We start from the raw sequence: 25,144 nt of genomic DNA, 5'->3' as shown, positions 1-25,144 counted from the left end.
CCCAGGTCTTGGCTGGTCGGCCACCAGGCAGCGCCCACGGCACAGGCTTAAAGCCTTGACCTGAATCAACACCAAATCTTGACCACTTGGTTAACATTTCGGGTTACCAAAGGCAGGGGCGATGGACTGGCGACAAGGCAACCGAGGCGAAGCGAGCCTGGAGAACACCCTCCAGTTGAAAGACGCCATCCACGCCCATGCACCCGGTTCGGTCAACCGGGTGATGAGCAGCCTCACCGACCCGGTGCTGCTGTCACACCGTTACTCACCCGCCCATGAGTTGCTCAGTCCCGCCAGCGACCACCTGAGCATCACCCAGGCGCTGCACTACCAAGCCACACAGGTGATGGGGCAGTTGGGTGATGGGTGGCGCGACCATTTTTGCCCTGAACCCCAGGCGATTCACCTGCTGCCACCCAACACCGCTTCGGAGTGGCGCATCAACGGCCCCTCCCTGGTGCTCAGGCTCTCCATTCCGATGAGCCTGGTCAGGAGCACCTGGGAGGAACTGGACCTGGGCCCCAGCCCCCTCACGCGCATCGGATCCTTGGCCCAGGCAGGCTTCAGCGAGCCCTTCATCTACGACGCGCTCAAACGCCTGTGGTCCATGGTTCGCGCGCAGGCCGAGTGCCCCCCGCTGCTGCTGCAAAGTTACCTGGTCTGCATCCTGCATAAGCTCGCCATCCGAGGTCAGAACAGCCGCCCGATCAGCCCCGAGCGACTGCACCGGCCGCAGATCGCACGGGTGCTGGAAGCCATCGAAGACCAACTGCATGAGGCCTTGAGCATCACCGATCTGGCACGCCTGGCCGGTGTGACCTCGTTTCATTTCATCCGATTGTTTCGCCAGGCCCTGGGGCGCACACCCTACCAGTACATCCAACAACGCCGCCTCGACAAGGCCCGGCTGATGCTGGCCACCAGCACCCTGCCGGTGGCGGACATCGGCGCTGCCGTGGGCTTTGCCGACGCCGCTCAGTTCTCGCGGGCATTTGCCAAGCACATCGGCATGAGCCCGACGCAGTACCGGCAGCAGGAACGCTGACGGGCGCGCGGCCTAAACCCCCACCAGCCGTGGCCCCACATAGCGCCCCCGGGGCCGGATCGACTGCCTGACCTCTAGCTGCTCGAAGCAGTGCGCCAGCAGACCCACACTGCGGGCGATGGCGATCATGCCAAACGAAGCATCGGCCGGCAGGTTCAGGTGGGCCACCAAAGCGGCCAAAGCCATGTCCACATTGGGCGGCAAACCCGTCTGGGCGCTGGCTTGCTGGATGAAGCGCGCGACCCTCGGCGAGGGCTCGAACAGCGCCAGCAGCGCCTGGGCCCGGGGGTCACCGTCGGGATACAAGTGGTGCCCAAAGCCCGCCAAAGGCAAGCCCATGGCCAGGTGACGCTGCACCACAGCGTCGGCCCCCAGGCGCTCCACCTCCGCCAGATGCCCTTGGATCTGGCCCGAGGCGTCGCCATGCGATGGGCCGGACAGGGTGCACAGCCCAGCCAGCAAACAGGCGGGCAAGGATGCGCCGGTGGACGCCGCAATGCGGGTCGCAAAAGCCGAGCTGGTCAGCTCATGGTCGGCCAGCAGGACCAGCGCCACCCGCAAAAGATCGGCCACGGCGGCCGTTTGCTTCCAGCCCTTGGCCAGGCGCTCGTGCAGCGGACGCGCTGAGCGCTGGGCCCCCATCGCCAAGGCCAGTTGACCGACCAGGGCTTGGGCCTCATCGCACAGGACCCGGGGGCTGCGCCCCTGGGTGGACAAGCCTTGCGCGGCCAACACGCCCAAGACCGAGAACGCCGCGGCCCGACCGGGCTGCGGGGGCTTGGCCCCGTCGGTGCTGAAGGTGATCGGCCCCTCGCTGGCCCACAGCAGCTGAGCCAACTGCTCCAGGCTCCCGCTTTGGGCCAGTTGCACCGCGTCCTGGCCTCGGTAGAACAAGCTCCCTCGGTGAAACGTCGACAAGGCGGTGGGAATGCTGGGCTCCACCCCCGACAAGGCCTGACTGGCCAGGGTCTCGCGCTTGCGCCCAGCCTGCTTGCGCTGGGCCAGGCGGGCCACGTCCTCGGCACGGTACAGGCTGCGGCGCGAATCGGCCGGGTCGGCCATGGCCTCCAGCTTGCCGCGGCTGGTGTAGGCGTAAAGGGTTTGTTGCCGCACGCCCAACTGGCGGCAGGCCTCATTCATGGATATCCAGGTCGCCAAGGTCAGGGCCTTTTATGTTGATTTTCAAGTTCAAGATTGCCAATGCAATCAACTATATACAAACTGCCCTCCATCTTTGAACCGCGGGCACCGAGCCCGCTTGGATGGAGTCCCCATGAAGCCTCGCGTGCTGCAACTCAACCCGATCCTGGTGCCTGCCATCAACGATCAACTGGCCTCGCTGTACGAGGTCCACAAGTTCTTCGAACTGAAGGATCCCCAGGCCTGGCTGCAGGCATTCGGCCCCGGCACCCAAGCCGTGATCACCGGCGGCCACACCGGCATTTCGCGCGCCATGCTGGAGCAGCTGCCGCAACTCAAGGTGGTGGCCGTCAACGGCGTGGGCACCGATGCGGTTGACCTGACCTACTGCCGCGCCCGCGGCCTGCCCGTGACCGCCACCCTGGGCGCGCTGACCGAGGACGTGGCCGACCTGGCCATCGGCTTGCTGATCGCCGTGTGCCGCCAGCTGCTGCCGGGTGACCGCTTTGTGCGCGACGGCCTGTGGCCTCGCTTCCCGCAGCCCAGCGCCATTCCCTTGGCGCGGCGTTTCAGTGGCATGCACATCGGCATCGTGGGCCTGGGCCGGGTGGGCCGGGCCGTGGCCACACGGGCATCGGCCTTTGGTTGCCGCATCAGCTACACCGACCTGCGCGCCATGAGCGATGCGCCCTACCACTTCGTGCCCAGCCTGGTCGAGCTGGCCCGTGCCGCCGACGCTCTGGTGCTGTGCGCCGCGGCCGACTCGGCCCAAGGCATCGTCAACGCCGAGGTGCTGCAGGCCCTGGGCCCGGAGGGCTACCTGATCAATGTGGCCCGGGGCCGCCTGGTGGACGAAGACGCCCTGAGCGAGGCCATCGCCCATGAACGCATTGCCGGCGCTGGCCTGGACGTGTTTGTGGACGAGCCCCAAGTGCCCCTGGTGCTGCGCGGCTCGGACAAAGTGGCCCTGCAAGCCCACCGCGCCAGCGCGACCTGGGAGACCCGTGCCGCCATGGGCCAGATGGTGCTGGACAGCCTGGCCCAGGCGCTGGCCGGCCAGCGCCCGGCGATGAGCCTCACCACATGATTCGGGCGGCTCTCCCATGACACCCTACGTTTTCAACCCGCCGCCCAGCGTGTCGCTGGCCGTGGCGAACTCGGCGCAACGCTTTCCGGTCGGGCGCATCTTCTGCATCGGCCGCAACTACGCCTGGCAGCCTGACGAGCCCCCACCGCAAGCGCTGCCGTCCTGGTTCATGAAGCCCCCCAGCGCGCTGGCCGCCGCTGACCAAGACCTGGTCTACCCACCGGAGACCCGCGACTTTTGCCACGAGATCGAGTGGGTGGTGGCCATCGGTCGAGGGGGGCGCAGGCTCCTGCCTGCGGACGTCGAAGCGGGCCACATCTGGGGCTACGGCGTCGGCCTGGACCTGACCCGGCGCGACCTGCAACAGCAGGCCAAACGCATCGGCGCGTCCTGGGAGGCGGCCAAGGCCTTTGACCACGCCGCCACCTGCACGCCCCTGGTGCCGGCGTCGCTCAGCGGTCACCCACGCCGCGGCGCCATCTGGCTGGACGTGAACGGCCAACGCCGGCAATCGGCCGACCTGGCGTCGCTGCTGTGGCCGGTGCCCGAGCTGGTGGCCATGTTGTCGCGCTCCGTCGCCCTGGCCCCGGGGGACCTGATCTACACCGGCACACCCGCCGGCGTCGACGCCTTGCAGATCGGTGACACGGTCAGCGGCGGCATTGAAGGCTTCGGCCATTTTTCAACCACTGTCAGGGCCTCGGCCCCGAATGAACCCACATGAGCAACCCCACTCAAAAAATCGCGCTGGTGACCGGCGCAGGCAGCGGCATCGGCCGCGTCGTGGCCCTGGGCCTGCTGGAGGACGGCTACACCGTGGTCGCGGCTGGCCGGCGCCCGGAGCCCCTTCAAACCTTGGCAGACCAAGCCCGCGCCCAGGGGCAGGAGGTGCTGGCGGTCCCCACCGACGTGACGGATCCGGCCAGCGTGCAGGCCTTGATGGACACCGTGGAACAGCGCTACGGCCGGCTCGACCTGCTGTTCAACAACGCCGGCGTCAACGCACCCGCCGTGCCGCTGGACGAGCTGCCGCTGGAAAAGTGGTTCCAGGTGCTGAACACCAATGTCAGCGGCGTCTACCTGTGCGCCCGGGCCGCCTTTGGCCTGATGCGCCGGCAGTTGCCGCAGGGCGGCCGCATCATCAACAACGGCTCCATCTCGGCCCACACCCCACGCCCCTTCACCGCGCCCTACACCGCCAGCAAGCACGCGGTCACCGGCCTGACCAAGGCCTTGGCCCTGGATGGGCGCGCGTTCAACATCGTGGCCAGCCAGATCGACATCGGCAACGCCTTGACCGAGTTGTCTGAGCGCATGACCCGGGGCGTCCTGCAGGCCAATGGCAGCGTGGCACCCGAGCCCATGATGGACGCTGTCCACATTGCCAATGCGGTGCGCCACATCGCCGCCCTGCCCTTGAACACCAACGTCCTGCAGATGACGGTCATGGCCAGCGCCATGCCCTTTGTGGGCCGAGGCTGAGCCTGGTTGCCCCGTCCCGTTCGACTTCCCCCACCTTGATTTCAACAACGGGCCGCCCCACCCGGGTGACGGCCCCAAGGAGACAAACATGAACGTTTTCAAAGCCCTGAACCCCGTGCTGCAGCTCAGCGCGCTTGGCCTCGCCCTGGTCGGCCTGGCCAGCCCGGCCTGCGCGCAGACGCCCGCCCCCAACTACCCCACCCGCGCGCTCAAGATCATCGTGCCCGCCCCACCCGGCGGCGCCATCGACACCCTGGCCCGGGTGGTGGGCGACAAGCTGGCCGTGGCCCTGGGCCAGCCCGTGATCGTGGACAACCGCCCCGGGGCCTCCAACAACCTGGGCACGGACGCGCTGGCCAAGGCCGCGCCCGACGGCTACACCATCGGCATCGTGGGAGGCAGCCACAACATCAACAAGTTCCTCTACAAAGGCCTGGGCTGGGACCCCGAAAAAAGCTTCGAGCCCATCGTCTACACCCACGAAATTCCCTTGGTGTTTGCCGTCTACCCCAAGCTCCCGGTCAAGACCCTGCCCGACCTGGTGGCGTGGATGAAAGCCCACCCAGAGCAAGCCAAGGTGGCCACCTCCGGCCGGGGCAGCGCGCAGGAGATGGCCGCTGAAATGTTCCGCATGGCCAGCGGTGTGTCCATGCTGTTGGTGCCCTACAAGGGCTCCGCCGCCGCCCACCCCGACCTGCTGGCGGGGCGCACGGCGCTGTACATCGACACCCTCAGCGCCGTGCAGGCCCATGTGAAAGCGGGCACCCTGAACGCGGTGGCCGTGTCCACGCTCAAGCGCGCGTCGGCCCTGCCGGACGTGCCCACCGCCGACGAGCAAGGCCTCAAGGGCTATGAAGCCAACACCAACGGCGGCTTTTTGGCCCCCGCGGGCACGCCCAAGGCCATCGTGGCCCGGCTCAACAGCGAGATCAACACGGTGCTGAAGCTGCCCGAGGTGCGCGCCAAGCTCGAGTCCGTCGGCATCGAGGTCAAAGGCGGTACGCCCCAGGACTACGCCAACCTGATCCGCGCCGACCTGGTGAAGTGGGGCAAGGTGGTCAAGGAGGCGGGCATCCAGCCGGAGTGAACCCAAACGACCGCCCCAGCTCAGGCCAGGTCTTGGGTCAACTGCCGGCCCACCGCATCCAACACCGAGCGGGCCTGGGTGCGCAAAAAAAGGTGGGCGCCGTCGACCACGGTGAAGGTCGAGCCCGCCGAGCCCCAATCACACCAGGCCTGGACCGCGGCAGGGGTCAGCAAGCGGTCGTGGGCCCCATGCAAGGCGGTGATGGGCCAGGGCTGCACGGCGGCCGGTGACAGCGCAGCGCGCTGGGTCTGCAGGCGCAAGCCCGGCGTGACCCGGGTCAGCACCCGCTGCCAGGCCGCCTCGGACAGGTGGGCGGCCTCGCCCCCGGGGCCCCGCAACAGGGCCTCTGCCCAGGCCCGCCCTGCTGGCGTGTGCAAGGCCTCTGGCGCAGGGTGCGGGCAAGGCCCGTGGGGCGCGTGCTGGGCCGCGGCAAACAAGCGCACAGGGGGACGGCCCTGGTCCGCCAGGCGCCGCGCCGCCTCAAAGGCCACCCAGGCGCCCAAGCTGTGGCCATAGAACGCGTAGGGGCCCTGGCACAGGGGCTGCAGCCTGGGCATCAACTCGGCCATCAAGGCCTCCAGTTCGTCCAGGTGATCGGGCCATTGCAGGGCCAGGATCTCAAACGGCAGGTCACCGGCCGCGCGCCAGGCCTCGAACATGCTGGCGTCCTCGCCCGCGGCGGGGAAGCAAATCAGCCGCCCCCGGGACTGCGGGGGCTGGTGCAACACCCGTCCCCAGCCCGGCACCAACGCGGCTTTCAGGGGGGCCGCCGCGGGTGCGGGTGCGGGCTGTCCAAGCGGCACCGCACGCTGCAAACCCGCCAGGCGCTGCAGGCTGGCCTTGATCTGCACCGGGCCCAAGCCGAAGTCGAGCAGACAGGCAATTTCATCGACCCCCGCCGCATGGACCCGGTCGATCAGGCGCTGGCAATGGTCGGGCGGGCCGATCAGCGCACTGTGCTGCAGGTAGCGCTCGAAGGCAAAGGACAGCAGCTGCTCGCGCGCCGCCTCGCTGAGGCTGGCCAGGTCGGTGCTGCCCTGCTGCCACAGATCGACCGAACTGCGCAGGTAGTCCGTCAGCGGCTGGCGCACGTCCTCCCGGGCCTGCGCCAGGTCATCCGCCACATAGGTGTGCAGCATCAAAGTGACGCGACCCCGCTGAGGGGCATGGCCGTGCGCTTGCAGCGCCTCGCGGTAGACCCCGATCTTCTGCGCCAGCTCCTCCAGGGTTTGACTCAACAGCGCGGTCAGCACCCGCGCCCCCAGGGCGCCAGCCTGGGCAAAGCCCTCGACCCGGCGGTTGCAGGTCAGCCACAGGGGCAATTCGGGCTGCACCGGGCGCGGGTAAGTCTGGGTCTGCACAGGCTGGCCGTGGGCATCGACAAACGAAACCGACTCACCCGACCACAGGCGGCGCAGCAGGTCCACCTGCTCGGGCAGGGCCTCAAAGCGCGCGGCATGGGCCTGGGGCTGCAGCAGAAAATCCTTGGGGCTCCAGCCAGGGGTCACGGCGACGCCCGCGCGCCCCCCGGACAGGCGGTCCACCAGCGCCCATTCCTCGGCCACCCGGGCGGGGTGGTGCAAGGGCAGCACCACGCTGCCGGCACGCAGGTCGATGCGCCGGGTCTCCCGAGCCAGCGCCGCCCCCAGCACCGAGGGGTTGGGAAAGTGCCCGCCGAAGGCGTGGAAGTGGCGCTCCGGCGTCCAGATCGCCTCGAAACCCGCCTCGTCTGCAAGCCGGGCGCAATCGATGATGAGGGCGTAGGCCTGGTCGGCGTCCAGGCGCCCCTGCTCGCCACCAAAAAAGAACACACTCAGGCTGGGGCCTGCGGCCATGGGGCCCCAGCGCCCTGGCGTTGCAGGGGTCTCGGAGGCCTCGGCGCGAGCCAGCAGGCCGGCAGTGGCCAGGTCTGAGGAAGGGGGCGCGACCGGGGCGGACGTTGGGACCACGACCTCGGCCCCAGCCTCGGGCCCGGTCTTGGCCAGCGGGTCTTGGCACAGGCACTGCGCCAAGGCCGCCACCGACCCGGCCTCCCAGAACAGGTCCATCGACACCGGCCGGCCCAGGTGGGCCTCCAAGGCCAGCGCACATTCGGTGGCACTGAGCGAATCCAGGCCGCTGGCCATCAGCGACTGCTGCGGATCGACCCGTTCCAAGGGCACTTTGAGCTCGCGCGCCAGCCAGGCGCAGAGCCAGTCACACAGGGCCTGCGCCTGGGCGTCCCCGCCGGGCTCGGCGGCCGGGGGCGGCGCGGGCGAAGCGGCAGCCTCAGGCCCGAGACCCGGGGCCTGGGCCGCCCACAGGGTGGACGGCGCGGACGGCGCCACTGCGTCGCCCGGGAACAGCAGCGGATCGCGCCCATGGTCCTCGCCAGGCAAGCGGGGGTGGACGTCGCCGATGGCCTCGGCAAAGGCCTCGATCTGCGCCTCCAGCCCGGCCGCACCGGCCTCGCGGGTGTGGCGCAGTGCGTCGTCCAAGGCGCCGGTGAGCCGGTCTTCTTCACGGCGTGCCCAGGCCTGGGCCGAACGGGCTGGCGCCCCCGCGAGCTGGCCCCGTGGCCCCTCCAGCACCGCCCCCAGCGCCAGCCAGACCACGATGCGCCCCAGGTGCCAGGCCAGGCTGCGGGTGCTCACCGCCCGGCCGCCTGCCGCGGGCTCGGCAGCGTCCAGCCAGGCCTGGCCCCGGTCGCGCAAGCTGCGCAAGCGCTGGGCAGCCAGGGGGGCCTGGAGTGACTGCTCGAACAGTTTCAGCAAACCCTCGGCCTGGTGCATCAGCGACAAGCCCAGGTGCATCTGCAGGGTCTCGGTCGGGCCCTCGAAAATGCGCAGCAAGCGCGCGTCGCGCAGCAACTGGGGCACGCCATTGCTCTCGATGTAACCGCGCCCGCCCAGGCCCTGCATGAGCCAGTCCACCGCCTGGCCCAGGCACTCGGGCCCGGCGATTTTGGCCACGGCGTAGGCCTCATCGGGCCAGTCCTGGCCCTGGTCGCGCGCCTGGGCCAGCGCCTGAACCCAGGCCGACACGGCGGTGGCGGCCTGGGTGATCCAGTGCAGGCGCTCGCGGGTGACGGGGTTGTCGAGCAAGCGCCCGGTGTTGACCGTGCGCGCGCTGGCGTAGCGCAGCAGCAGTTGGGCACAGCGCTGCAGGGCGCCCACACTCATCGCAGCAATGCCCAGGCGCCCGGTGCACATGGCGGCCTGAGCGACCTCAAAACCCCGCCCGGCGATGCCCAGCAAGGCGTCGTCGGCCAGCGGCGCCTGGCGCAAGGACAAGGCGTTTTGCACCATGCCGCGCATGCCCATGGTCAGCGCCTCGGGGCCCATGTGCAGCCCGGGGTTGTCGGCGGACACCAGAAAGGCCGACATGCCCAACGGGGCCCCTGGCCCGGCCTCGGTCTGAGCGAAGACGGTGATCACCTGCGACCAGGCGGCGTTGCCGATCCAGCATTTCTCCCCCGTCAAGGACCAGCCGAGGGCGGTCGGGCGGGCCAGCGCCTGCAACTGACGCGGGTTGGAGCCGGCGCCCGGCTCCGTCAGGGCGAAGGCGGCCAGCTGGCGACCCGACGCCAGCGCGGGCAGCCACTGCGCCTTCTGCGCGGGGCTGCCGTGGCTCAGCAAGGGGCCAGCCCCCAGCGCGAGGTGAACGCCGACAAAAGCGGCCAGGCTGAGGTCGATGGCCCCGAGCTGCTGGATGACGCGCAGGCTGTCCTCGTCGCGCAGGCCCAAACCACCCCATTCGGTGGGGATGCTCATGCCCAGGATGCCCTGGTTGCCCAGCGCCAGCACCACATGGGGCGACAGGCTGCGGCGCTCGTCCATCAAGGCGCTGTTCAGGTGGCGGCTGGCAAAGCCGCGCAGCCAGTCGATCAGCGCCTGAGCGCGCTGGGCGGAGTCCGGTGCATGGCGCGGCACGGCACCGGGCTGCGGGGGGCCGGCGCCATCCAAGGCCGGCACCGCCGCCGCCGGCGCGGGGGCGGCGCCTGGGCTGGCCTCGGGCGGGTCTGGCCAACGCAGGCGGTGGCCGGGCGCGGCCGCTGCGGCAGGCCATTGGTGCACCGGCGCCAGCTGCTGGTCCAGCCAGGCCTGTCGGCAGGTGGACCGACGGACCTTGCCACTCGAGGTCAGCGGCAGGTGGCCCGGCTTGAGCAGCAGCACCTGCGCCAGGCTCAGGCCCAGGGCCTCGCCCAGCGCGGCCTGCATGCGGGCCACCACGGCATCGGCCAGCGCCACGCCGTTCTCGGACTGGCACTGGCGCAGGGCCTGGCGCGTCAGCTCGGCCACCACAACCAGCTTTTCCTCGCCATCGAGTTCAGCGGAAAAAGCCGCCACCCGCTGGGGCGTGAGCGCGTGGTCGCAGGCCTGCACGAGGTCTTCGATGTCATGGGGGTAGCAGTTGCGCCCGCGCAGGATGATCAAGTCCTTGAGCCGCCCCGTGACGCACAGCTCGCCGTGCGCCAGCAGCCCCAGGTCGCCGGTACGCAAAAAAGGCCCTTGCCCGTCGGCCGTGTGGGCCGCAAATGCGGCCTGGCTGGCCTCGGGCTGAGCCCAGTAGCCCGCCGCCACGCTGTCGCCGCGGACCCAGATCTCGCCCACCTGCCCCTCCGGCACGGGGCGCAGGGTGTCCGGGTCCACGGTGATCAGTTGGGTGCCCTGCACCGGTTGACCGCAGCTCACCCAGGCGCGCGCCGAAGCCGCCCCATCCGGGCGGACATCGGAGCCCACCTCGGCTGAGGCCAACTGGGCAGCCCCCAGAGGTGCGGAAGGCGCTGGCGCGTGCGTGTCCGACGCCACGGGCAAGGCCACCCCACCCCGCCGGGCGCTGATGAACAAGGTGGCTTCGGCCATGCCGTAGCAGGGACAAAAGGCCTGGGCCCGGAAGCCCACCGGCGAAAAGCGGTCGGCAAAGGCGGCCAGGGTGCGGGCCCGCACCGGCTCGGCACCGCTGAAAGCCAAGGTCCAGGCGCTCAAGTCCAGACCCGCGCAGTCGGCCTCGCTGAGCTTGCGCACGCACAGGGCGTAGGCGAAATCGGGCGCCCCACTCACGGTGGCCCGGGTGGCGGACAGCAAGTCCAGCCAGGTGGCCGGTCGCCGCATGAAGGCCATGGGCTCCATCAAGTGCACGGGGTAACCCGTGAACACCGGGTTGAGCAAGCCGCCCACCAAGCCCATGTCGTGGTACATGGGCAGCCAACTGACCCCGATGGACGCCCGGCTCAAGGCAAAACCTTCGGTGATCGAATGCTGGTTGTGCACCAGGCTGCGCTGGGTGACCACCACGCCCTTGGGCGCCCCGGTGGAGCCCGAGGTGTACTGGATGAACACCGGGTCTTCGGGACGCGCACGGTGCGGCAAGGCCCGGATGGCCCCGGGCGCCCCAGACGGCGATGGTGGTGCAGGGTCGACCTCGGCGATGTCCTCGTCCACCACCGTCAGGGCAAAGTCGTGTTGCGCCAGCGCCGTGTCCAGCCACACCTGGCACTTGGGGGCCAGCGCAGCCGTGGTCAGCACCCCGCTGGCCTGCGCGTCGCGCGCGATGGCCAACAAGCGCTCGGCGCGCTGCTGGCGGTTCGGCGGGTAGACCGGCATGGGCAGCAGCCCCGCGTAGAGACAGGCCCAAAAACCCAAGGCAAACGACAAACCGGGCGCGAACAGCATCAGCACCCGCTCGCCCGGCGCGTGCTCCCGGGCCAGGCGACCCGCCAGCGCCAGCGCGCGCTGGTGCAGTTCGCGGTAGCTCAGGTCCTGCCGCTGCGACAGGTCTTCGCTGTAGAAAGCGTAGGCCAGGTCGTCCGGGCAGGTCTGCGCACGCCAGGGGAGCACCTCGGTGAAGGTCTGCAAGGTCTTGATGTCGGTCACGGCGGGCAAAGGCGGAGGGAGCTCGGGCGGAGCGGGACCCCGACTGTAAGGCGAGGCTGACAGCCCACCGTTAGAGACCCAGCACACACCGGGCCGCACTGTGGCGCAGACGCCGCTGTGCAGCGCACCAGTCTGTTCTTGGGGCCCTTCAAAATGTTGTAGACGACCGGTCTAATTCAAGGCTATACTCGCCCCCATGCCCAGCCTAGCCCTCCCAGACACCTCCGACGTGCGCCGCAACATCCTGGCGGTGGGTCAACAAATCATGGCCCACAAGGGCTTCTCGGGGGTGGGCATCAATGAGATCCTGACCACGGCCGGTGTGCCCAAAGGCTCGTTCTACCATTACTTTGGTTCCAAAGAAGCCTTTGGCGAAGCCTTGCTGCTCGCGTACTTTGACGCCTATTGGGCCGAAATCGACTGCACCCTGGGCCGCACCGACCTGACTTGGGCCCAGCGCCTGCTGACCTATTTTGACGACTGGAAGAACACCCAGTCAGTGCTCGAGTGCCAAGGCAAGTGCCTGGCTGTGAAACTGGGCGCTGAAGTGGCCGACCTGTCGGAGGCCATGCGGGCCGCGATGAAGCAAGGCACCCAGGGCATCATCTCCCGCTTGGCTGGCGCGATTGCACAAGCCCAGGCGGAACAGTCCCTGAGCAGCCCAGCCCCCGCCGCTGAGCTGGCGGAGAGCCTTTACCAACTCTGGGTTGGCGCCAGCATCCTGGCCAAGGTCGAGCGCAGCCCCCAACCCTTTGACGCCGCCCTGAACAGCACCCACCGACTTTTGCAAATTCCTGGCTGAGACCAGGCCCTCACCGCACCTCACCCGAGGTGCTTTTTCAGACCGATTTACTAGTAGACCGGTCTATTTTTTTGATTCATGTTTGACACCCACTGGAGAATGCAATGAACGTTTTGATGGTCCTCACCTCCCACGACCAACTCGGCAACACCGGCCTGAAGACGGGCTTCTGGCTCGAAGAGCTGGCCGCCCCCTACTACGTCTTCAAAGACGCCGGCGCCCACATCGTGCTGGCCTCGCCCCTGGGCGGCCAACCGCCGCTGGACCCCAAGAGCAACGAACCCATGTTCCAGACCGAGCTGACGCGCCGCTTTGAAAAAGACGCCGACGCCATGGCCCAACTGGCCAGCACGGTCCGCCTGGACAGCGTCTCGCAAGCCGACTTCGACGCCGTCTTCTACCCTGGTGGCCATGGCCCGTTGTGGGACCTGGTGGCCGACCCGCACTCGGTGGCACTGATCGAGTCCTTTGTCGCTGCCGACAAACCCGTGGCCCTGGTCTGCCACGCCCCCGGCGTGCTGCGTGACGTCAAGGCCCCCAACGGCCGCCCCCTGGTGGAAGGCAAGCAGGTCACCGGCTTCACCAACACCGAAGAGGCCGCCGTCGAGCTCACCGACGTGGTGCCCTTCCTGGTCGAAGACATGCTGATCGCCAAGGGCGGCCGCTACTCCAAGGGCGCCGATTGGGGCTCTTATGTGGTGGCCGATGAGCTGCTGATCACGGGCCAGAACCCCGGCTCTTCGGAAGCCGCAGCCCAGCGCTTGCTGACCCAGTTGACGGGCGCCAACACCACCGCTTGACGCCCGCCGGGGCCAGCGCCCTCAGGCGCTGCCCTGGTCCAGGCCGTGCTTGCGGATCTTGTCGTGCAAGGTGGTTTTGGCCACGCCCAAGGCCTCGGCGCTGCGCGCGAGGCTGCCGCCATGGCGGCGCAGTGCATCGGCGATCAGGGCCCGCTCAAAGGCCTCGACCGTGCCCGCCAGCGGCTGCGCTGGGCTGGTCCCCCCGGGGCTGGAAAAAGGCGGCGAACCCGCCTCGATGCCCAGCACGCAGCGCTCGGCCACGTTGCGCAGTTCACGCACATTGCCGGGCCAGTGGTGGGCCATGAGCTGACGCATGCGTTCCGCGTTGGTCTCGGGCACCGGGCGCTGGTGCCGCGCTGCGCCCTGCAAGGCAAAGTGTTCGAACAGCAGGGCAATGTCCTCGCGCCGCTCGCGCAGCGGCGGCAAAGCCAGGGTGGCCACGCTCAGGCGGTAATACAGGTCGGAACGGAAGCCGCCTTGGTCAGACAAGGCCAGCAGGTCGGTTTTGGTGGCGGCAATCACCCGGCAGTCGATGGGGATCAAGGTGTTGGAGCCCAGGCGCTCCAATGTGCGCTCTTGCAGCACGCGCAGCAGCTTGATCTGCATGCCCAGCGGCATGCTTTCGATCTCGTCCAAGAACAGGGTGCCCCCATTGGCGTGTTCAATCTTGCCAATGCGCTTCTTGGCCGCGCCGGTGTACGCGCCCGCCTCATGGCCAAAGATTTCGCTGTCAAACAAGGTGTCGGGCAGGCCGCCGCAGTTGATGGCCACAAAGTGACCCTGGCGGCGCGGGCTGGCCGCGTGCAGGCAGCGCGCGACCAGCTCTTTGCCGGTGCCCGTCTCGCCCTGGATCAACACGTCCGCAGCGCTGCTGGCCAGGCCCGTCAGCAAGGCGCGCAGGCGCTGCATGCTGGCAGACTGGCCCAGCAACTGGCCGTCGATGGCGTCACGCTGCGCCAGCTGGCGGCGCAGTTCACGCACCTCCAGCACCAGGCGACGCTTGTCCAGCGCGCGGCGCACCGCCCCCACCAGGTACTCGGGCGCAAACGGCTTCTGGATGAAGTCATGGGCGCCGTCCTTCATGGCCTGCACCGCCATGGCAATGTCGCCATGGCCGGTGATCAGCACCACGGGCAGCTCCGGGTCCAGCGCCATCAATTCGCGCATGAAACTCAGGCCATCACAACGCGGCAAGCGGATGTCGCTGACCACAATGCCGGCAAAGTCGGGGCCCAGGCGACGGCGCGCGGCCTCGGCACTGCCCACGCTGTCGCAGGCAATGCCTTCCAGTTGCAGGGCCTGTTCGCAACCCAGCACGATGTCGGGGTCGTCTTCGATGATCAGGACTTTGAGCGGCTCGGTCATGGTGGGGAGCTTAAGCGCTATCGGAAGGGGGCCACTGCTCCGCGCCAGAGGCTGTGGCCAGGGGCAGCTCCAGCGTGAACACAGCACCGCCCTCGGGGTGGTTGGCCCCGCTCAGGCTGCCCTGGAACTCACGCACCATGCCCGCCGACAAGGCCAGGCCCAGGCCCAGGCCCACACCGGCTTCCTTGGTGGTGAAAAAGGGTTCAAACAAATGGGCCTGCACCGCCTCGGCCAAACCGGGGCCATGGTCGCGCACCTGCACGCACACCCGGTCGGCCAGCTGATGGCAGCGGATCTCGATGTGCGGGCGCTCGCTGCCGTGCACGGCGTCCAGCGCGTTGCCGATCAGGTTGATCAGCACCTGCTCCAGCCGGTTGCCGTCACACAAGGCCACGGGCGCGGGGCTGTCGACCTGGCGCAGCAACTCGGCCTGGCTCTGCGTGAGGCGGGCTTCCAGCACGGCCAGCGCATTGTCCAAGGCCTGGTCCAGCGGCACGGGGCGGCGCGCGGCGGGCGATTTGTGGGCAAAAGAGCGCAACTGCCCCGTGATGCGGCCCATGCGGTCGGCCAGCTGGGCCATGCGCTCGAGGTTGGTTCGGGTGGTGGCCAGGTCGCCGCGCTCCAAGAACCGCAGGCTGTTGCCCGACAAGGTGCGCAGCGCGGTCAGGGGCTGGTTCAGTTCATGGGCGATGCCGGTCGAGAGCTGGCCAATGGCGGCCAGTTTGCCAGCCTGCACCAACTCGTCCTGGGTGGCGCGCAGGTGGGCTTCGGTGCGGGTGCGCTCGGCCACCTCGGCTTGCAGGCGGTGGTTGCTGGCCCACAGGTCGGCCGTGCGCTGATCCACTTTGCGCTCCAACTCGTCGTGCGCGGCCTGCAAGGCCTCGCGCGCGGCCAGGCGGTCTTTCAGGTGGCGGCGACGCTCGTTGAGCATGACGCCCAGCACACACAGCAGGGCGGCGCCAATCAGGGCAATCAGGGCGTGGCTTTGGGCGATCTCGTCCACCTGCTCCAGGTGGGACAGCACGGTCAGCGTCCAGGGGGTGCCCGGCAAAGCTCGCGACTGCGCCAAAAACCGCCCGGCCACCGGGTAGACCGACACCATCTCGGGGCGCTCTTTGGCAATGCTGACCAGGCGCGCGCCATGGTCCAGCTCACGCAACTCCCGCAGGCCCAGGGGCTTCAAGGCGCGGCGGTTGTACTGCTGGGTTTGGTCGAAGGCCTTGCGCGTGGCCTCGTCCAACGGGCGCAAGGTGGTGAATTTCCAGTCGGGCACCGAGCCCAGGATGACGACGCCGTTCTCGTCGCTGACCAGCACCGGCGCTTCCACCGTGGTCCAGGACTGCTCCAGCTGGTCCAGGCTGACCTTGATGACGGCCACGCCCTGGGTACCACGCGCGTCCACCAGGGTGGAGGCCAGGTAGTAGCCGGGCTCGCCACGGGTGGTGCCAATGCCAAAGAAGCGGCCATTGGCGTTGGCCATGGCCTCGCGGAAATACGGCCGAAAGGACAGGTTCTCGCCCAGGTAGCTGTCGGCGCGGCGCCAGTTGCTGGTCGCCAGCACCTTCCCCTGGGGGTTGATGACGTAAATGGCCAGGGTGCCGGCCCGGTCGTTGAGCTGCTCCAGGTAGGCGTTGACCCGGTTGGGTGATTTGGCGCCGGCCGGGTGGGACAGCAGGTCCAGCACCTCGCTTTGCAGCTCCAGGGTGCCGGGCAGGAAGGCGTACTTGCCGATCTCGCGCTCCAGGCTGGCCGCGTACAGCTCCAAGCGGTGCAGGCCCGTGGCCTGCATGTCGGCCAGGCCCAGGCGCTGCGCGATCTGGTAGGCCCCCAGGCCGCTGGCCCCCATCAGGGCCAGCAGCAGGAGCAAAGCAGGCAGCAGGCGCAAAGCGCGCGAAAAAGGGCTTGGGGGCATGGGCGGCAACAGGGGATGGTAGCAGTGCCGCCAGCCCCCAGGCAGGGGCTGGATCGCCTCAGGCGCGCGCGGGCCGCACGGTGTCGTCGCCGTCCACCGGCAGCGCTTCTTCCGCGTCAGCCAGGGCCGGGTCGACGGGCGAAATGGCCCCTTCCCACTTGGCGACCACCGCGGTGGCAATGGCGTTACCCAACACGTTGGTCATGGTGCGACCCATGTCCAGGAAGTGGTCGATGCCCAAGATCAGCAGCACGCCGGCTTCAGGCAGCTTGAACATGGGCAACACGGCCGCCACCACCACCAGCGAGGCACGCGGCACGCCGGCAATGCCTTTGCTCGAGACCATCAGCACCAGCAACATGGTGATCTGCGCGCTCAGCGGCATGTCGATGCCATAGGCCTGGGCGATGAAGATGGCCGCGAAGGTGGTGTAGATCATCGAGCCATCGAGGTTGAACGAATAACCCAGCGGCAGCACAAAGCCGGTCACGCGCGGGCTGACGCCAAACTTCTCGAGCTGTTCCATGAGCTTGGGGTAGACCGATTCGCTGCTGGCGGTCGAGAAACCGATCAGCATCGGCGTGCGCACCAGCTTGACCAGGCGGAACACATCGCGGCCCAGCACCAGGTAGCCGGCCACGATCAGCACCAGCCACAGGGCGGCCAGGGCCAGGTAAAAGCTCAGCATGAAGCGGCCAAACACGCTCAGCATGCCGATGCCCTGGGTGGTGATGGCACCGGCCACGGCACCGAACACACCCACCGGGGCGAAGCGCATCACGTAGTCGGTGACCTTGAGCATGACATGCACCACTTCATCGAGCGTGGCCACCAGGGAGCGCGCCGCCTGGTTGTGCAAATGGCCCAGGGCCAGGCCGAAGAACAGCGAGAACACCAGGATCTGCAAGATCGAGTTGGTGGCCATCGACTCCACGATGCTCTTGGGGAAGACCTGGGTGATGAACTCCTTGAGGTTCAGCGAGCCCGTCTTCAACTGGGTGCTGGCCCCGGCATCGGGCAGCGGCACGCTGAGGGCGGCGCCCGGCTGCAGCAGGTTGGCAATCACCAAGCCCAGCACCAAAGACACCATCGAAGCGCCCAGGAACCAAGCCACGGCGCGGCTGCCGATGCGGCCCACGGTCTTGGAGTCCCCCATGTTGGACAAACCAGCGGCCAGGGTCGCGAAGACCAAGGGCGCGATGATCATCTTGATCATGCGCAGGAAGATGTCGGTCAGGATGCTGAAGTAGCCCGCGATGTCTTTCGCGGCTTCAGGGCTGGGGGCGAATTCGTGGCAGGCGTAGCCGACCAGCACGCCCAGAACCATGGCCAGGATGACCAGGGTGGTCAAGCGATTGAGTTTCATGTTGTTTTCAGTTGGATGCGATCTGTCGTCCGGGGGCGGAATGCCCTGGCCACTTGACCGCCCCTGCCCGTGCGCGCGCCCCCGCACCGGGGGGCTCTGCCTGAGTCAGGTCCGTTCTTGTCTCCAGGATATTCAGGGCCACGCGAAGCGCGGCCGCCTCTTGTTTTGCACGGAGCGTGCCAGTCCACACCCACTTCCAGAGGCTTGATTTCAAACAGGTTTTTCTGTTCAACCCAGCTCAGACACACGGAAAACCGAACCCAGCGCCGGGCTCGCGTTCGGAAACCCGAACACCCACCCAACCACGTCAAGAGACGCCCGTCATGCCCCCAGGATCAGACCGGCATGACACGGCCATGTCACTGAAACCTTGGAAGCTCGCCGTTTATTTTTCGCAATTCGAGCATCCATGGCATTCAAGTTTTTCCGGCCCAGCGCCCTCGCGCTGGCCCTGGCCCTGGCGGGCCTGTCAGCGCGCGCTGACCTCGTGATCACCGAAGCCATGTCCAACAGCGCGCCCACCGTCACCGCCGACTGGTTTGAGCTGAGCAACACCGGCAACACGGTCGTCAGCCTCAGTGGCCTGAAGATGGACGACAACAGCTATCTGTTCAGCGCCTCCGTGGCCATGGCCGGCCTGGATGCCATTGGGCCGGGTGAATCGGTGATCTTCATCGAGGGCAACGCCTCAGCCATCACGGCCTTCCGCAACAAATGGGGCGCAGCCTTCCCCCGGGTGCGGGTGGGCACTTACAGTGGCTCCTCCGTGGGCCTGTCCGCCACGAGCGATGGGGTGGTGGTGTTCGACAGCACTGGCACCGAGCTGACGCGGCAAGGCTTTGGCGCAGCGACCCCCGGGTCCTCGTTCGGGTGGACGAGCAACAACAGCGCCGCCACCGTGTCCACCGCCGCCGACAGCCATGGCAGCGTCGCCAGCAACGGGGATGTGGGTTCGCCCGGACGGCGCTCCAATGCGACGGTGCCCAGTGCACCGGTCACCCAGGCAGCCAGCGCGGTGACCGGCACAGGCTTCACGGCCAACTGGCAGGCGGGTGCCAATGCCAGCAGCCATGTGCTGGAGCTGTCCACCGACAACTTCAGCACCCTGCTGCGCGCCGACGGCAGCAGCGGCGGTGGGGGCATCGCGTTGACCGCCGCGTCGCTGAGCCAAGCCATCAGCGGCTTGTCGGGTGATGTGTGCGTCAGCTACCGTGTGCTGGCCCTCAATGAGGGGGGCGCCAGCGCCTACTCTGACACGCGACAGGTCCCGCTCAATGCAGGCTCGTGCGGCACCCCGCCGGTGTTCACGGGCTTGAGCAACAACACGCCCTTGTCGGGCGTGGTGGGCGACAGCCGCGACCACTACGCCAACACGGGGACGGTGTTCTCGGTGTCCGACGCCGTCAGCGCGGCCAACGCCTTGGTGGTGAGCGCCAGCAGCAGCAACGCCGCCGTGGTGGCCAACAGTGGCCTGAGCGTGAGCAACAGCAACGGCACGGTCACGCTCAAGGTCACGCCGGTCGGGGTGGGCTATGCCGACATCACCGTCACCGTGCGCAACGAGGGCAATGCCAGCGCCAGCCGGGTGATCAAGTACGCCGCCAGCAGTTCGGCCAGCGCCAATGCCAGCACGGTGTGGCCAAGCGGGCGGTCGGACTTGTCCACCGCCGTCAAGGTCGACGACAACCATGTGCTGCTGGCTGATGACGAACCGGCCAACCAGATCATGTTGTTTGACCGCCGACGCTCGGGCCCGGCGGTGGCCGTGTTCCCCCTGACCTCCATCGGCGGCACCATGGGGGTGGGTGCGGGGGCCAACTGCGAAAGCATCACCGGCGCCTCTTGCGACGGCGAGACCGACCTGGAAGCCGGCTTTGCCCTGGGCACCCGCGTGTACTGGACCGGCTCGCACAGCAACAACAAGAACGGGGGCATCCGCCCCGACCGTTGGCGCCTGTTCGCCACCGACCTGATCGGCTCGGGCGCCGGCACCACCTTGAGCTTTGTGGGCTACTACAAGCACCTGCGCACCGACCTGCTGGCCTGGGACAACGCCAACGGCCACCAACTGGGTGCAGCCTACCTGGGCTTGAGCACCAGCGCGGGGGCCGGCCTTGCGCCCGAGTCCGCCAACCTGGACGGCTTCAGCATTGAGGGCATGACCGTGTCGCCCAACAGCGCCGCTGCCTGGCTGGGCTTTCGGGCCCCGCTGGTGGCCGCCCCGGGCCAAGGCGCCGCGACGGCGGGCAGCAGCACCGGACGCACCCACGCCTTGCTGATCCCGGTGACCAACTTCAACACGCTGCTGCAGGCCAATGGCGGCACCGCTGGCAGCGCGACATTCGGCACGCCCATTCGCCTGAACCTGGGTGGGCGCGGCATCCGGGAGATCCGCCGCACCGTGGACAACCAGTACCTGATCATCGCCGGCCCGCCGGATGGCGCCACCGGCGTCGCTCCCAAGGACTTCCGGCTTTACACCTGGGACGGCAGCGTGGGCGCCAACGGGGAGGCCACCAACCTGGCCTTGCGCAGCACCGCCCTCACCAGCTTGTTGGGGGGCATGAGCGCGTCCCCCGAGGGCTTGATCGAGCCCAGCACCGCGCTGACCGACAACGTGAGCATCGGCATCCTGAGCGACGCCGGCGACGTGGTGTTTTACGGTGACGGCACCGCGGCAAAAGACCTGTCCGACCCCTACCGCAAGAGCCGCCTGGACACCGTCACCCTGGGCAGCACGGCGAGCTATGTGGACACCGATGGCGTCAGCGATTCGACCGAGAGCCAGGTCCCCAGCGCCAGCGGCGGCGGTACCGGGGATGGCAATGGCGACGGCACGCCAGACAACCAGCAAGCCCACGTGGCCTCGCTGCCCACCGCCATCGGCAGCGGCTTTGCCACCGTGGTGAGTGCGGCCGGCCGCCCGCTGAGCGCAGTGGCGGCCAACGCCCTGCCCCAGGACGCCCCAGCCACGGCCAGCACGGCACCCTATGGTGCCTTCTCTTTCACCGCCTCGGGCATACCGGTGGTATTGGGCGGCAGCACCGAGAACTTCGAACTGTTCCTGCCCTACCACCCCCAGATCAACGGCGCCTTGAAGAAGAACCGGCTGACCAACCAATGGGTGAATGTGGCGACCTCGGTGGTGCAGGTGGGCAACAAGACCAAGATCAGCTTCTCACTGACCGACGGCGGCGCGTTTGACACCGATGCCTCGATCAACGGCCAGATCCAGGACCCCATCATCCCGGTGATCCTGCCAGCCGTGGCCTCGGTGCCCACCTTGTCGACCTGGGGTTTGCTGAGCTTATCGACCGTGCTGGCCGCGACGGGCTGGGGCGCGCAGCGCCGCCGCCGTGGGACGCTGGCTGGCAAGTCCGGCAAGCGCACTGCGGCTTGAAACCGGGACACTGCCGCCGCAAGCGCTGACTGCGGCAGAGGCCCCCAAAGGCCTGGACCGCCCTGTGGTGCCAGGCCGTCCCCACGCTCGTGCTCCAGCCAGGCCCCGGCAGCGCCGTGGGCCGCAGGGTCTGGGTCGGCACAGCCCCTGAGGCGACCGTGACCGGGTGCCGGTGAACCCAGTCGCGGCCGCCCAAAATTAATGCATACCATGCGTTAGTTCATCAGATCTATGCAATATACAGATCACTAGAAGCCCCCTAGGATTCGCGTTTTTGATTGCTGCCAGGGCCCCTCCTGGGGCATTGGAGACACACCATGAACAAACGCCATCTTCTGCGGGCTGCGGCCTCGCTCACCCTGCTGCCCCTGGCCGCCAGTTTGGCCCAAGCCCAAACGGTTGATTTCCCCCCCAAGAAACCAGTGACCATCGTGGTCGGCTTTGCCGCTGGCGGCTCGGCCGATACGGCGGCACGCCTGATCGCCAAGAAGCTCGGAGAGAACATCGGCCAAAGCGTGGTCGTGGACAACAAGCCAGGGGCCGGCGGCAACGTGGCGCACCAGCAAGTGGCCAATGGCCCGGCCGATGGCAGCGTGCTGCTGTTTGGCTCGATTGGGCCCCTGGCCATCGCCCCCCACTTGATGAAGGTGAATTACGACCCGCTCAAAGACCTGGCACCCGTGGCCATGGGGGTGAACTTCCCCAATGTGCTGGTGGTTCACGCCGGCACCAAGATCAAGTCCTTGCCTGAATTCGTGGCGCAGGCCAAGAAAAAGCCCAACAGCCTCGACTACGCCTCCACCGGCTCGGGCTCGGCCGCACACCTGGCAGGTGAACTGCTCAACGACATGGCGGGCATTGACACCGTCCACATCCCCTACAAGGGCGGTGCTCCTGCCTTGCAAGACGTGTTGGGCGGGCGCGTGGCGGCTTTCTACGCGGCACCGCCCACGGCACTGCCACACATTGAAAGCGGCGCGCTGATCCCGCTGGCCACGACCGGCCTGAGCCGCCCGTCCTATTTGCCGAATGTGCCCACCGTGGCCGAGACCTACCCCGGCTTCAATGCCACCAACTGGTACGCCTTCGTGGCCTCGGCCAAGGTGCCCAAGCCCATGCTCGACCGCTGGAACGCCGAGATCGTCAAGGTGCTCAACAGCCCCGACGTGAAAGAAGGCCTGCTCAAGCATGGTCAAAGCCCGGCGCCAGGCACCCGCGACGAACTGGGTCGCTTCATCGCGGCGGAACACGCCAAGTGGGGCCGAGTGATCCGCGAACGCAAAATCACGGCCGATTGAACCGGCACACCTCGCTGCACTGAACAAAAACGAACCGGAGACCTGACATGACACTTCACCGCACCTTCACCGGCCTGAGCCGCCGCCTCGCGCTCGTCACCGCCCTGGGCCTGGCCCTGGGCGCCAGCCTCGCGGCCAGCGCCGCCGAGATCCGCGTGGTGACCTCGGGCGGCTTCTCGGCCGCCTATGACCAGCTGATACCGCTGTACGAGCAGGCCTCTGGCCACAAAGTGGTGACCGAACGCGGCGCCTCCATCGGCAACGCGCCCGACTCGATCCCCAGCCGCATGGCGCGCGGTGAGCAGTTCGACATCGTGATCTTGGCCGACTCGGGACTCGATGGCCTCATCCAACAGGGCAAGGTGCAGGCGGGCAGCCGTGTGGACCTGGCTCGCTCCATGATCGGCATGAGCGTGCGCAAAGGCACGCCCAAGCCCGACATCAGCACGGTGGATGGCCTCAAGCAGACCCTGCTGAATGCCAAGTCGATCGCCTATTCGGCCAGCGCCAGTGGCACGTATTTGTCCACTGAACTGTTCCAACGCCTGGGCGTGGCCGAACAGGTCAAGGACAAGGCCAAGAAGATCTACAGCGAGCGCGTGGGTGCCGTGGTGCAGCGTGGGGAGGCCGAAATCGGCTTCCAGCAGGTGAGCGAACTGCTGCCCTTCAAAGAGCTGGACTATGTGGGGGCCTTGCCTGACGAGGTGCAACAACGCGTGTTCTTCTCGGCCGGCTTGGCCACGGGGGCCAAGGAGCCCGAGGCCGCCCGCCACCTGATCCGCTACCTGGCGGCCCCAGCGGCGGCCGGCATTGTGCGCAGCACGGGCATGGAGCCCGCGGCCACCGCCAAGTGACGATGCGGCTGATCGACGCGCCATCGCGGTCCGCAACTTGGCGTGGTTGACCAATCCGGCACCGGCCATATTGGCTGTGGCCGAATTTGACAAACACCCCAAAGCGGCAACGTCCGCTCTGGCCGAGTTCAAGGCGGCGGTGCTGGCCGAGCAGGCAGAGCGCGTACCTGCCCGGTGCTGAGTCAGTCGCAGCACGATGAGGCGAGTCCTCCAGGAATTGACGTGCTGCGAGCGTTGCTCAACGCAGGGCCTCACGGGGTTCAGGGAGAGCCAAGTGCATTTCCTTGATTCTCCAATCAAATCTCAATTCATTCAGTTTTTTTAGGAACGATGATCCACTAAACCCAGCTTTTTCTTGAAGCTCTTCATGCGTACTGTTCAGCCTGTACTCGCTACCAAGGAGCTTTCCATGAAAAAATTCTTATCTCTATTGGCCGTGGTGTTTTCACTGGGCTTGGCGTCCTTGTCCATGGAGGCCGAAGCCGCCAAACGCATGGGCGCAGGCAAGTCCGTGGGCACGCAGCGCGAATCCGTGCAAAACAAGGCACCGGCCGCGCCCGCTGCCCAAGCCAGCCCCAGTGCGGCACCGGCAGCCGGCGCCGCCGCCGCCAGCAAGCCCTCTTGGGCTGGACCACTGGCAGGCCTGGCGGCCGGTTTGGGTATCGCAGCCCTGGCCTCTCATTTCGGCTTCGGCGACGAACTGGCCTCGATGATGATGATGGGCTTGCTGGCGTTTGCCGTCATGGCACTCATTGGCTTCGTCCTGCGTCGGCGCGCCCAGACCCAAAAGTCGGAGGGACAAATGCCCCCGGGACTGGTGCCCGCCAGCATCGGCTCGGGTGCCCCCCTCGCTGACAACGCACAGGCGCCACAGGCCCAGAACACCTACAAAGTTTCAATGCCATCCAGTGCCAGCGCTACGAGCGCAGGGTCCGGCTCCCTGATCGGCTCAGCCCTCCAACCCACGGGGTCGACCGTTTCTGTGCCAGCCGATTTTGACCAGGCAGGCTTTGAGCGCCATGCCAAGTCCAACTTCATCCGTCTCCAGGCGGCTTATGACTCGGGTGTCGTCGATGACCTGCGGGACTTCACCTCCCCGGAGATGCTGGCCCAATTGAAGCAGGAACTCAGCGAACGCGGTACCGCATCCCAGCGCGGTGAGGTCTTGCAACTGAACGCCAAAGTGCTGGAAGTGGTGCAAGAGCCACAAGGCTACTTGGTGAGCGTTCAGTTCACTGGCTTCATCCGATACGGTGCGGGCATCGACGATGAGGTCTTTGATGAGGTCTGGCACCTGAGCAAGCCCCTCACAGGCCAAGGCGGTTGGGTTGTGGCCGGGATTCAGCAGCTCGACTGAGCTGGAGGTTTGAATCTACTTCATGCACCTGGGCAGCGCCCAGGTGTTTTCGTTTCTGGCCCTTGGATCACGGAAAGTGGGCATTGATCTGCCGAGGGCCGGGGCCAACAAAAATGGGGTCGGCTTGACCGATCGGGCGAATCAAAGGTTTCAGCGACCGCGATGGTGCTTGGATCCGACGACTGTGCCACCACAGCCTGCGACGCCATGACACTCCTGTTTTTACGAAGTATTCAATCACATAACTTCTGATTTATTAACTATATTTTCAAACATCCTCTTCACCCTCCTTGA

16 protein-coding genes are annotated in these 25,144 nt (G+C 67.5%); 11 read left to right on the top strand and 5 right to left on the bottom strand.

What is annotated here, in order from left to right; genetic code table 11:
* Positions 1–121: 121 nt before the first annotated feature.
* Positions 122–1,045, top strand: a complete 924-nt coding sequence (locus PSQ39_RS08995) for an AraC family transcriptional regulator (protein ID WP_273926433.1) — start codon at positions 122–124, stop codon at positions 1,043–1,045.
* A 12-nt stretch (positions 1,046–1,057) separates the two neighbouring features.
* On the opposite strand, the gene PSQ39_RS08990 is transcribed toward PSQ39_RS08995, so the two are convergent.
* Positions 1,058–2,203 (bottom strand): citrate synthase family protein, encoded by a 1,146-nt coding sequence (locus tag PSQ39_RS08990; protein WP_273926432.1) that lies wholly within the window; start codon positions 2,201–2,203, stop codon positions 1,058–1,060.
* Positions 2,204–2,318: 115 nt separating this feature from the next.
* Between PSQ39_RS08990 and PSQ39_RS08985 the strand changes: the two genes are divergently transcribed.
* The 4 genes from PSQ39_RS08985 to PSQ39_RS08970 all read left to right on the top strand — a co-directional run bounded on the left by PSQ39_RS08985 (position 2,319) and on the right by PSQ39_RS08970 (position 5,841).
* Entirely contained in the window at positions 2,319–3,272 is a 954-nt protein-coding gene (locus PSQ39_RS08985; protein WP_273926431.1) for a 2-hydroxyacid dehydrogenase, read from the top strand.
* Positions 3,273–3,288: 16 nt separating this feature from the next.
* Entirely contained in the window at positions 3,289–3,996 is a 708-nt protein-coding gene (locus tag PSQ39_RS08980; RefSeq protein ID WP_273926430.1) for a fumarylacetoacetate hydrolase family protein, read from the top strand.
* Positions 3,993–4,754: an SDR family oxidoreductase gene (locus PSQ39_RS08975; protein WP_273926429.1), complete on the top strand. Its 762-nt coding sequence runs from the start codon at positions 3,993–3,995 to the stop codon at positions 4,752–4,754. The genes PSQ39_RS08980 and PSQ39_RS08975 overlap by 4 nt, the downstream gene beginning before the upstream one ends.
* An 88-nt stretch (positions 4,755–4,842) precedes the next feature.
* A complete protein-coding gene (locus PSQ39_RS08970; RefSeq protein ID WP_273926428.1) occupies positions 4,843–5,841 on the top strand; it encodes a Bug family tripartite tricarboxylate transporter substrate binding protein in 999 nt (332 codons plus the stop codon).
* A 20-nt stretch (positions 5,842–5,861) separates the two neighbouring features.
* On the opposite strand, the gene PSQ39_RS08965 is transcribed toward PSQ39_RS08970, so the two are convergent.
* Entirely contained in the window at positions 5,862–11,696 is a 5,835-nt protein-coding gene (locus tag PSQ39_RS08965) for a MupA/Atu3671 family FMN-dependent luciferase-like monooxygenase (RefSeq protein ID WP_273926427.1), read from the bottom strand.
* A 196-nt stretch (positions 11,697–11,892) separates the two neighbouring features.
* Here PSQ39_RS08965 and PSQ39_RS08960 point away from each other — a divergent pair, with 196 nt between their 5' ends.
* Both PSQ39_RS08960 and PSQ39_RS08955 read left to right on the top strand, forming a co-directional pair.
* Positions 11,893–12,498, top strand: a complete 606-nt coding sequence (locus PSQ39_RS08960) for a TetR/AcrR family transcriptional regulator (protein WP_273926426.1) — start codon at positions 11,893–11,895, stop codon at positions 12,496–12,498.
* Positions 12,499–12,602: 104 nt separating this feature from the next.
* Positions 12,603–13,298: a type 1 glutamine amidotransferase domain-containing protein gene (locus tag PSQ39_RS08955; RefSeq protein WP_273926425.1), complete on the top strand. Its 696-nt coding sequence runs from the start codon at positions 12,603–12,605 to the stop codon at positions 13,296–13,298.
* A gap of 21 nt (positions 13,299–13,319) precedes the next feature.
* On the opposite strand, the gene PSQ39_RS08950 is transcribed toward PSQ39_RS08955, so the two are convergent.
* The 3 genes from PSQ39_RS08950 to PSQ39_RS08940 are packed head-to-tail and all read right to left on the bottom strand — an operon-like array spanning position 13,320 to position 17,941.
* Positions 13,320–14,663, bottom strand: a complete 1,344-nt coding sequence (locus tag PSQ39_RS08950) for a sigma-54-dependent transcriptional regulator (protein ID WP_273926424.1) — start codon at positions 14,661–14,663, stop codon at positions 13,320–13,322.
* A 10-nt stretch (positions 14,664–14,673) separates the two neighbouring features.
* Positions 14,674–16,575 (bottom strand): sensor histidine kinase, encoded by a 1,902-nt coding sequence (locus PSQ39_RS08945; protein ID WP_273926423.1) that lies wholly within the window; start codon positions 16,573–16,575, stop codon positions 14,674–14,676.
* Between the two features lie 58 nt (positions 16,576–16,633).
* Positions 16,634–17,941, bottom strand: coding sequence for a dicarboxylate/amino acid:cation symporter (locus tag PSQ39_RS08940; protein WP_273926422.1), 1,308 nt, complete (start codon positions 17,939–17,941; stop codon positions 16,634–16,636).
* A gap of 409 nt (positions 17,942–18,350) precedes the next feature.
* Between PSQ39_RS08940 and PSQ39_RS08935 the strand changes: the two genes are divergently transcribed.
* From PSQ39_RS08935 to PSQ39_RS08920, 4 genes are all read left to right on the top strand, one after another.
* Entirely contained in the window at positions 18,351–21,341 is a 2,991-nt protein-coding gene (locus PSQ39_RS08935) for an IPTL-CTERM sorting domain-containing protein (RefSeq protein ID WP_273926421.1), read from the top strand.
* A 317-nt stretch (positions 21,342–21,658) separates the two neighbouring features.
* The gene (locus tag PSQ39_RS08930) at positions 21,659–22,639 is read left to right on the top strand and encodes a Bug family tripartite tricarboxylate transporter substrate binding protein (RefSeq protein ID WP_273926420.1); all 981 of its coding nucleotides are present in this window, start codon (positions 21,659–21,661) and stop codon (positions 22,637–22,639) included.
* Between the two features lie 47 nt (positions 22,640–22,686).
* Positions 22,687–23,493: a substrate-binding domain-containing protein gene (locus PSQ39_RS08925; protein WP_273926419.1), complete on the top strand. Its 807-nt coding sequence runs from the start codon at positions 22,687–22,689 to the stop codon at positions 23,491–23,493.
* Between the two features lie 409 nt (positions 23,494–23,902).
* A complete protein-coding gene (locus PSQ39_RS08920) occupies positions 23,903–24,850 on the top strand; it encodes a Tim44 domain-containing protein (RefSeq protein WP_273926418.1) in 948 nt (315 codons plus the stop codon).
* Positions 24,851–25,144: the final 294 nt, after the last annotated feature.

Origin of the sequence: Curvibacter microcysteis (assembly GCF_028649455.1) — a bacterium.
Taxonomy (GTDB): Bacteria; Pseudomonadota; Gammaproteobacteria; order Burkholderiales; family Burkholderiaceae_C; genus Curvibacter; species Curvibacter microcysteis.
The sequence above is the reverse complement of the archived record's forward strand: the minus strand, read 5'-3'. Positions and strand labels throughout refer to the sequence as shown.

What these genes read in the sequence shown, in the direction of transcription:
- PSQ39_RS08945 (WP_273926423.1), bottom strand. Translation starts at nt 16,575, where the DNA reads ATGCCCCCAAGCCCTTTTTCGCGCGCTTTGCGCCTGCTGCCTGCTTTG.
- PSQ39_RS08925 (WP_273926419.1), top strand. Translation starts at nt 22,687, where the DNA reads ATGACACTTCACCGCACCTTCACCGGCCTGAGCCGCCGCCTCGCGCTC.
- PSQ39_RS08980 (WP_273926430.1), top strand. Translation starts at nt 3,289, where the DNA reads ATGACACCCTACGTTTTCAACCCGCCGCCCAGCGTGTCGCTGGCCGTG.
- PSQ39_RS08920 (WP_273926418.1), top strand. Translation starts at nt 23,903, where the DNA reads ATGAAAAAATTCTTATCTCTATTGGCCGTGGTGTTTTCACTGGGCTTG.
- PSQ39_RS08995 (WP_273926433.1), top strand. Translation starts at nt 122, where the DNA reads ATGGACTGGCGACAAGGCAACCGAGGCGAAGCGAGCCTGGAGAACACC.
- PSQ39_RS08955 (WP_273926425.1), top strand. Translation starts at nt 12,603, where the DNA reads ATGAACGTTTTGATGGTCCTCACCTCCCACGACCAACTCGGCAACACC.
- PSQ39_RS08950 (WP_273926424.1), bottom strand. Translation starts at nt 14,663, where the DNA reads ATGACCGAGCCGCTCAAAGTCCTGATCATCGAAGACGACCCCGACATC.
- PSQ39_RS08960 (WP_273926426.1), top strand. Translation starts at nt 11,893, where the DNA reads ATGCCCAGCCTAGCCCTCCCAGACACCTCCGACGTGCGCCGCAACATC.
- PSQ39_RS08940 (WP_273926422.1), bottom strand. Translation starts at nt 17,941, where the DNA reads ATGAAACTCAATCGCTTGACCACCCTGGTCATCCTGGCCATGGTTCTG.
- PSQ39_RS08935 (WP_273926421.1), top strand. Translation starts at nt 18,351, where the DNA reads ATGGCATTCAAGTTTTTCCGGCCCAGCGCCCTCGCGCTGGCCCTGGCC.
- PSQ39_RS08985 (WP_273926431.1), top strand. Translation starts at nt 2,319, where the DNA reads ATGAAGCCTCGCGTGCTGCAACTCAACCCGATCCTGGTGCCTGCCATC.
- PSQ39_RS08930 (WP_273926420.1), top strand. Translation starts at nt 21,659, where the DNA reads ATGAACAAACGCCATCTTCTGCGGGCTGCGGCCTCGCTCACCCTGCTG.
- PSQ39_RS08975 (WP_273926429.1), top strand. Translation starts at nt 3,993, where the DNA reads ATGAGCAACCCCACTCAAAAAATCGCGCTGGTGACCGGCGCAGGCAGC.
- PSQ39_RS08970 (WP_273926428.1), top strand. Translation starts at nt 4,843, where the DNA reads ATGAACGTTTTCAAAGCCCTGAACCCCGTGCTGCAGCTCAGCGCGCTT.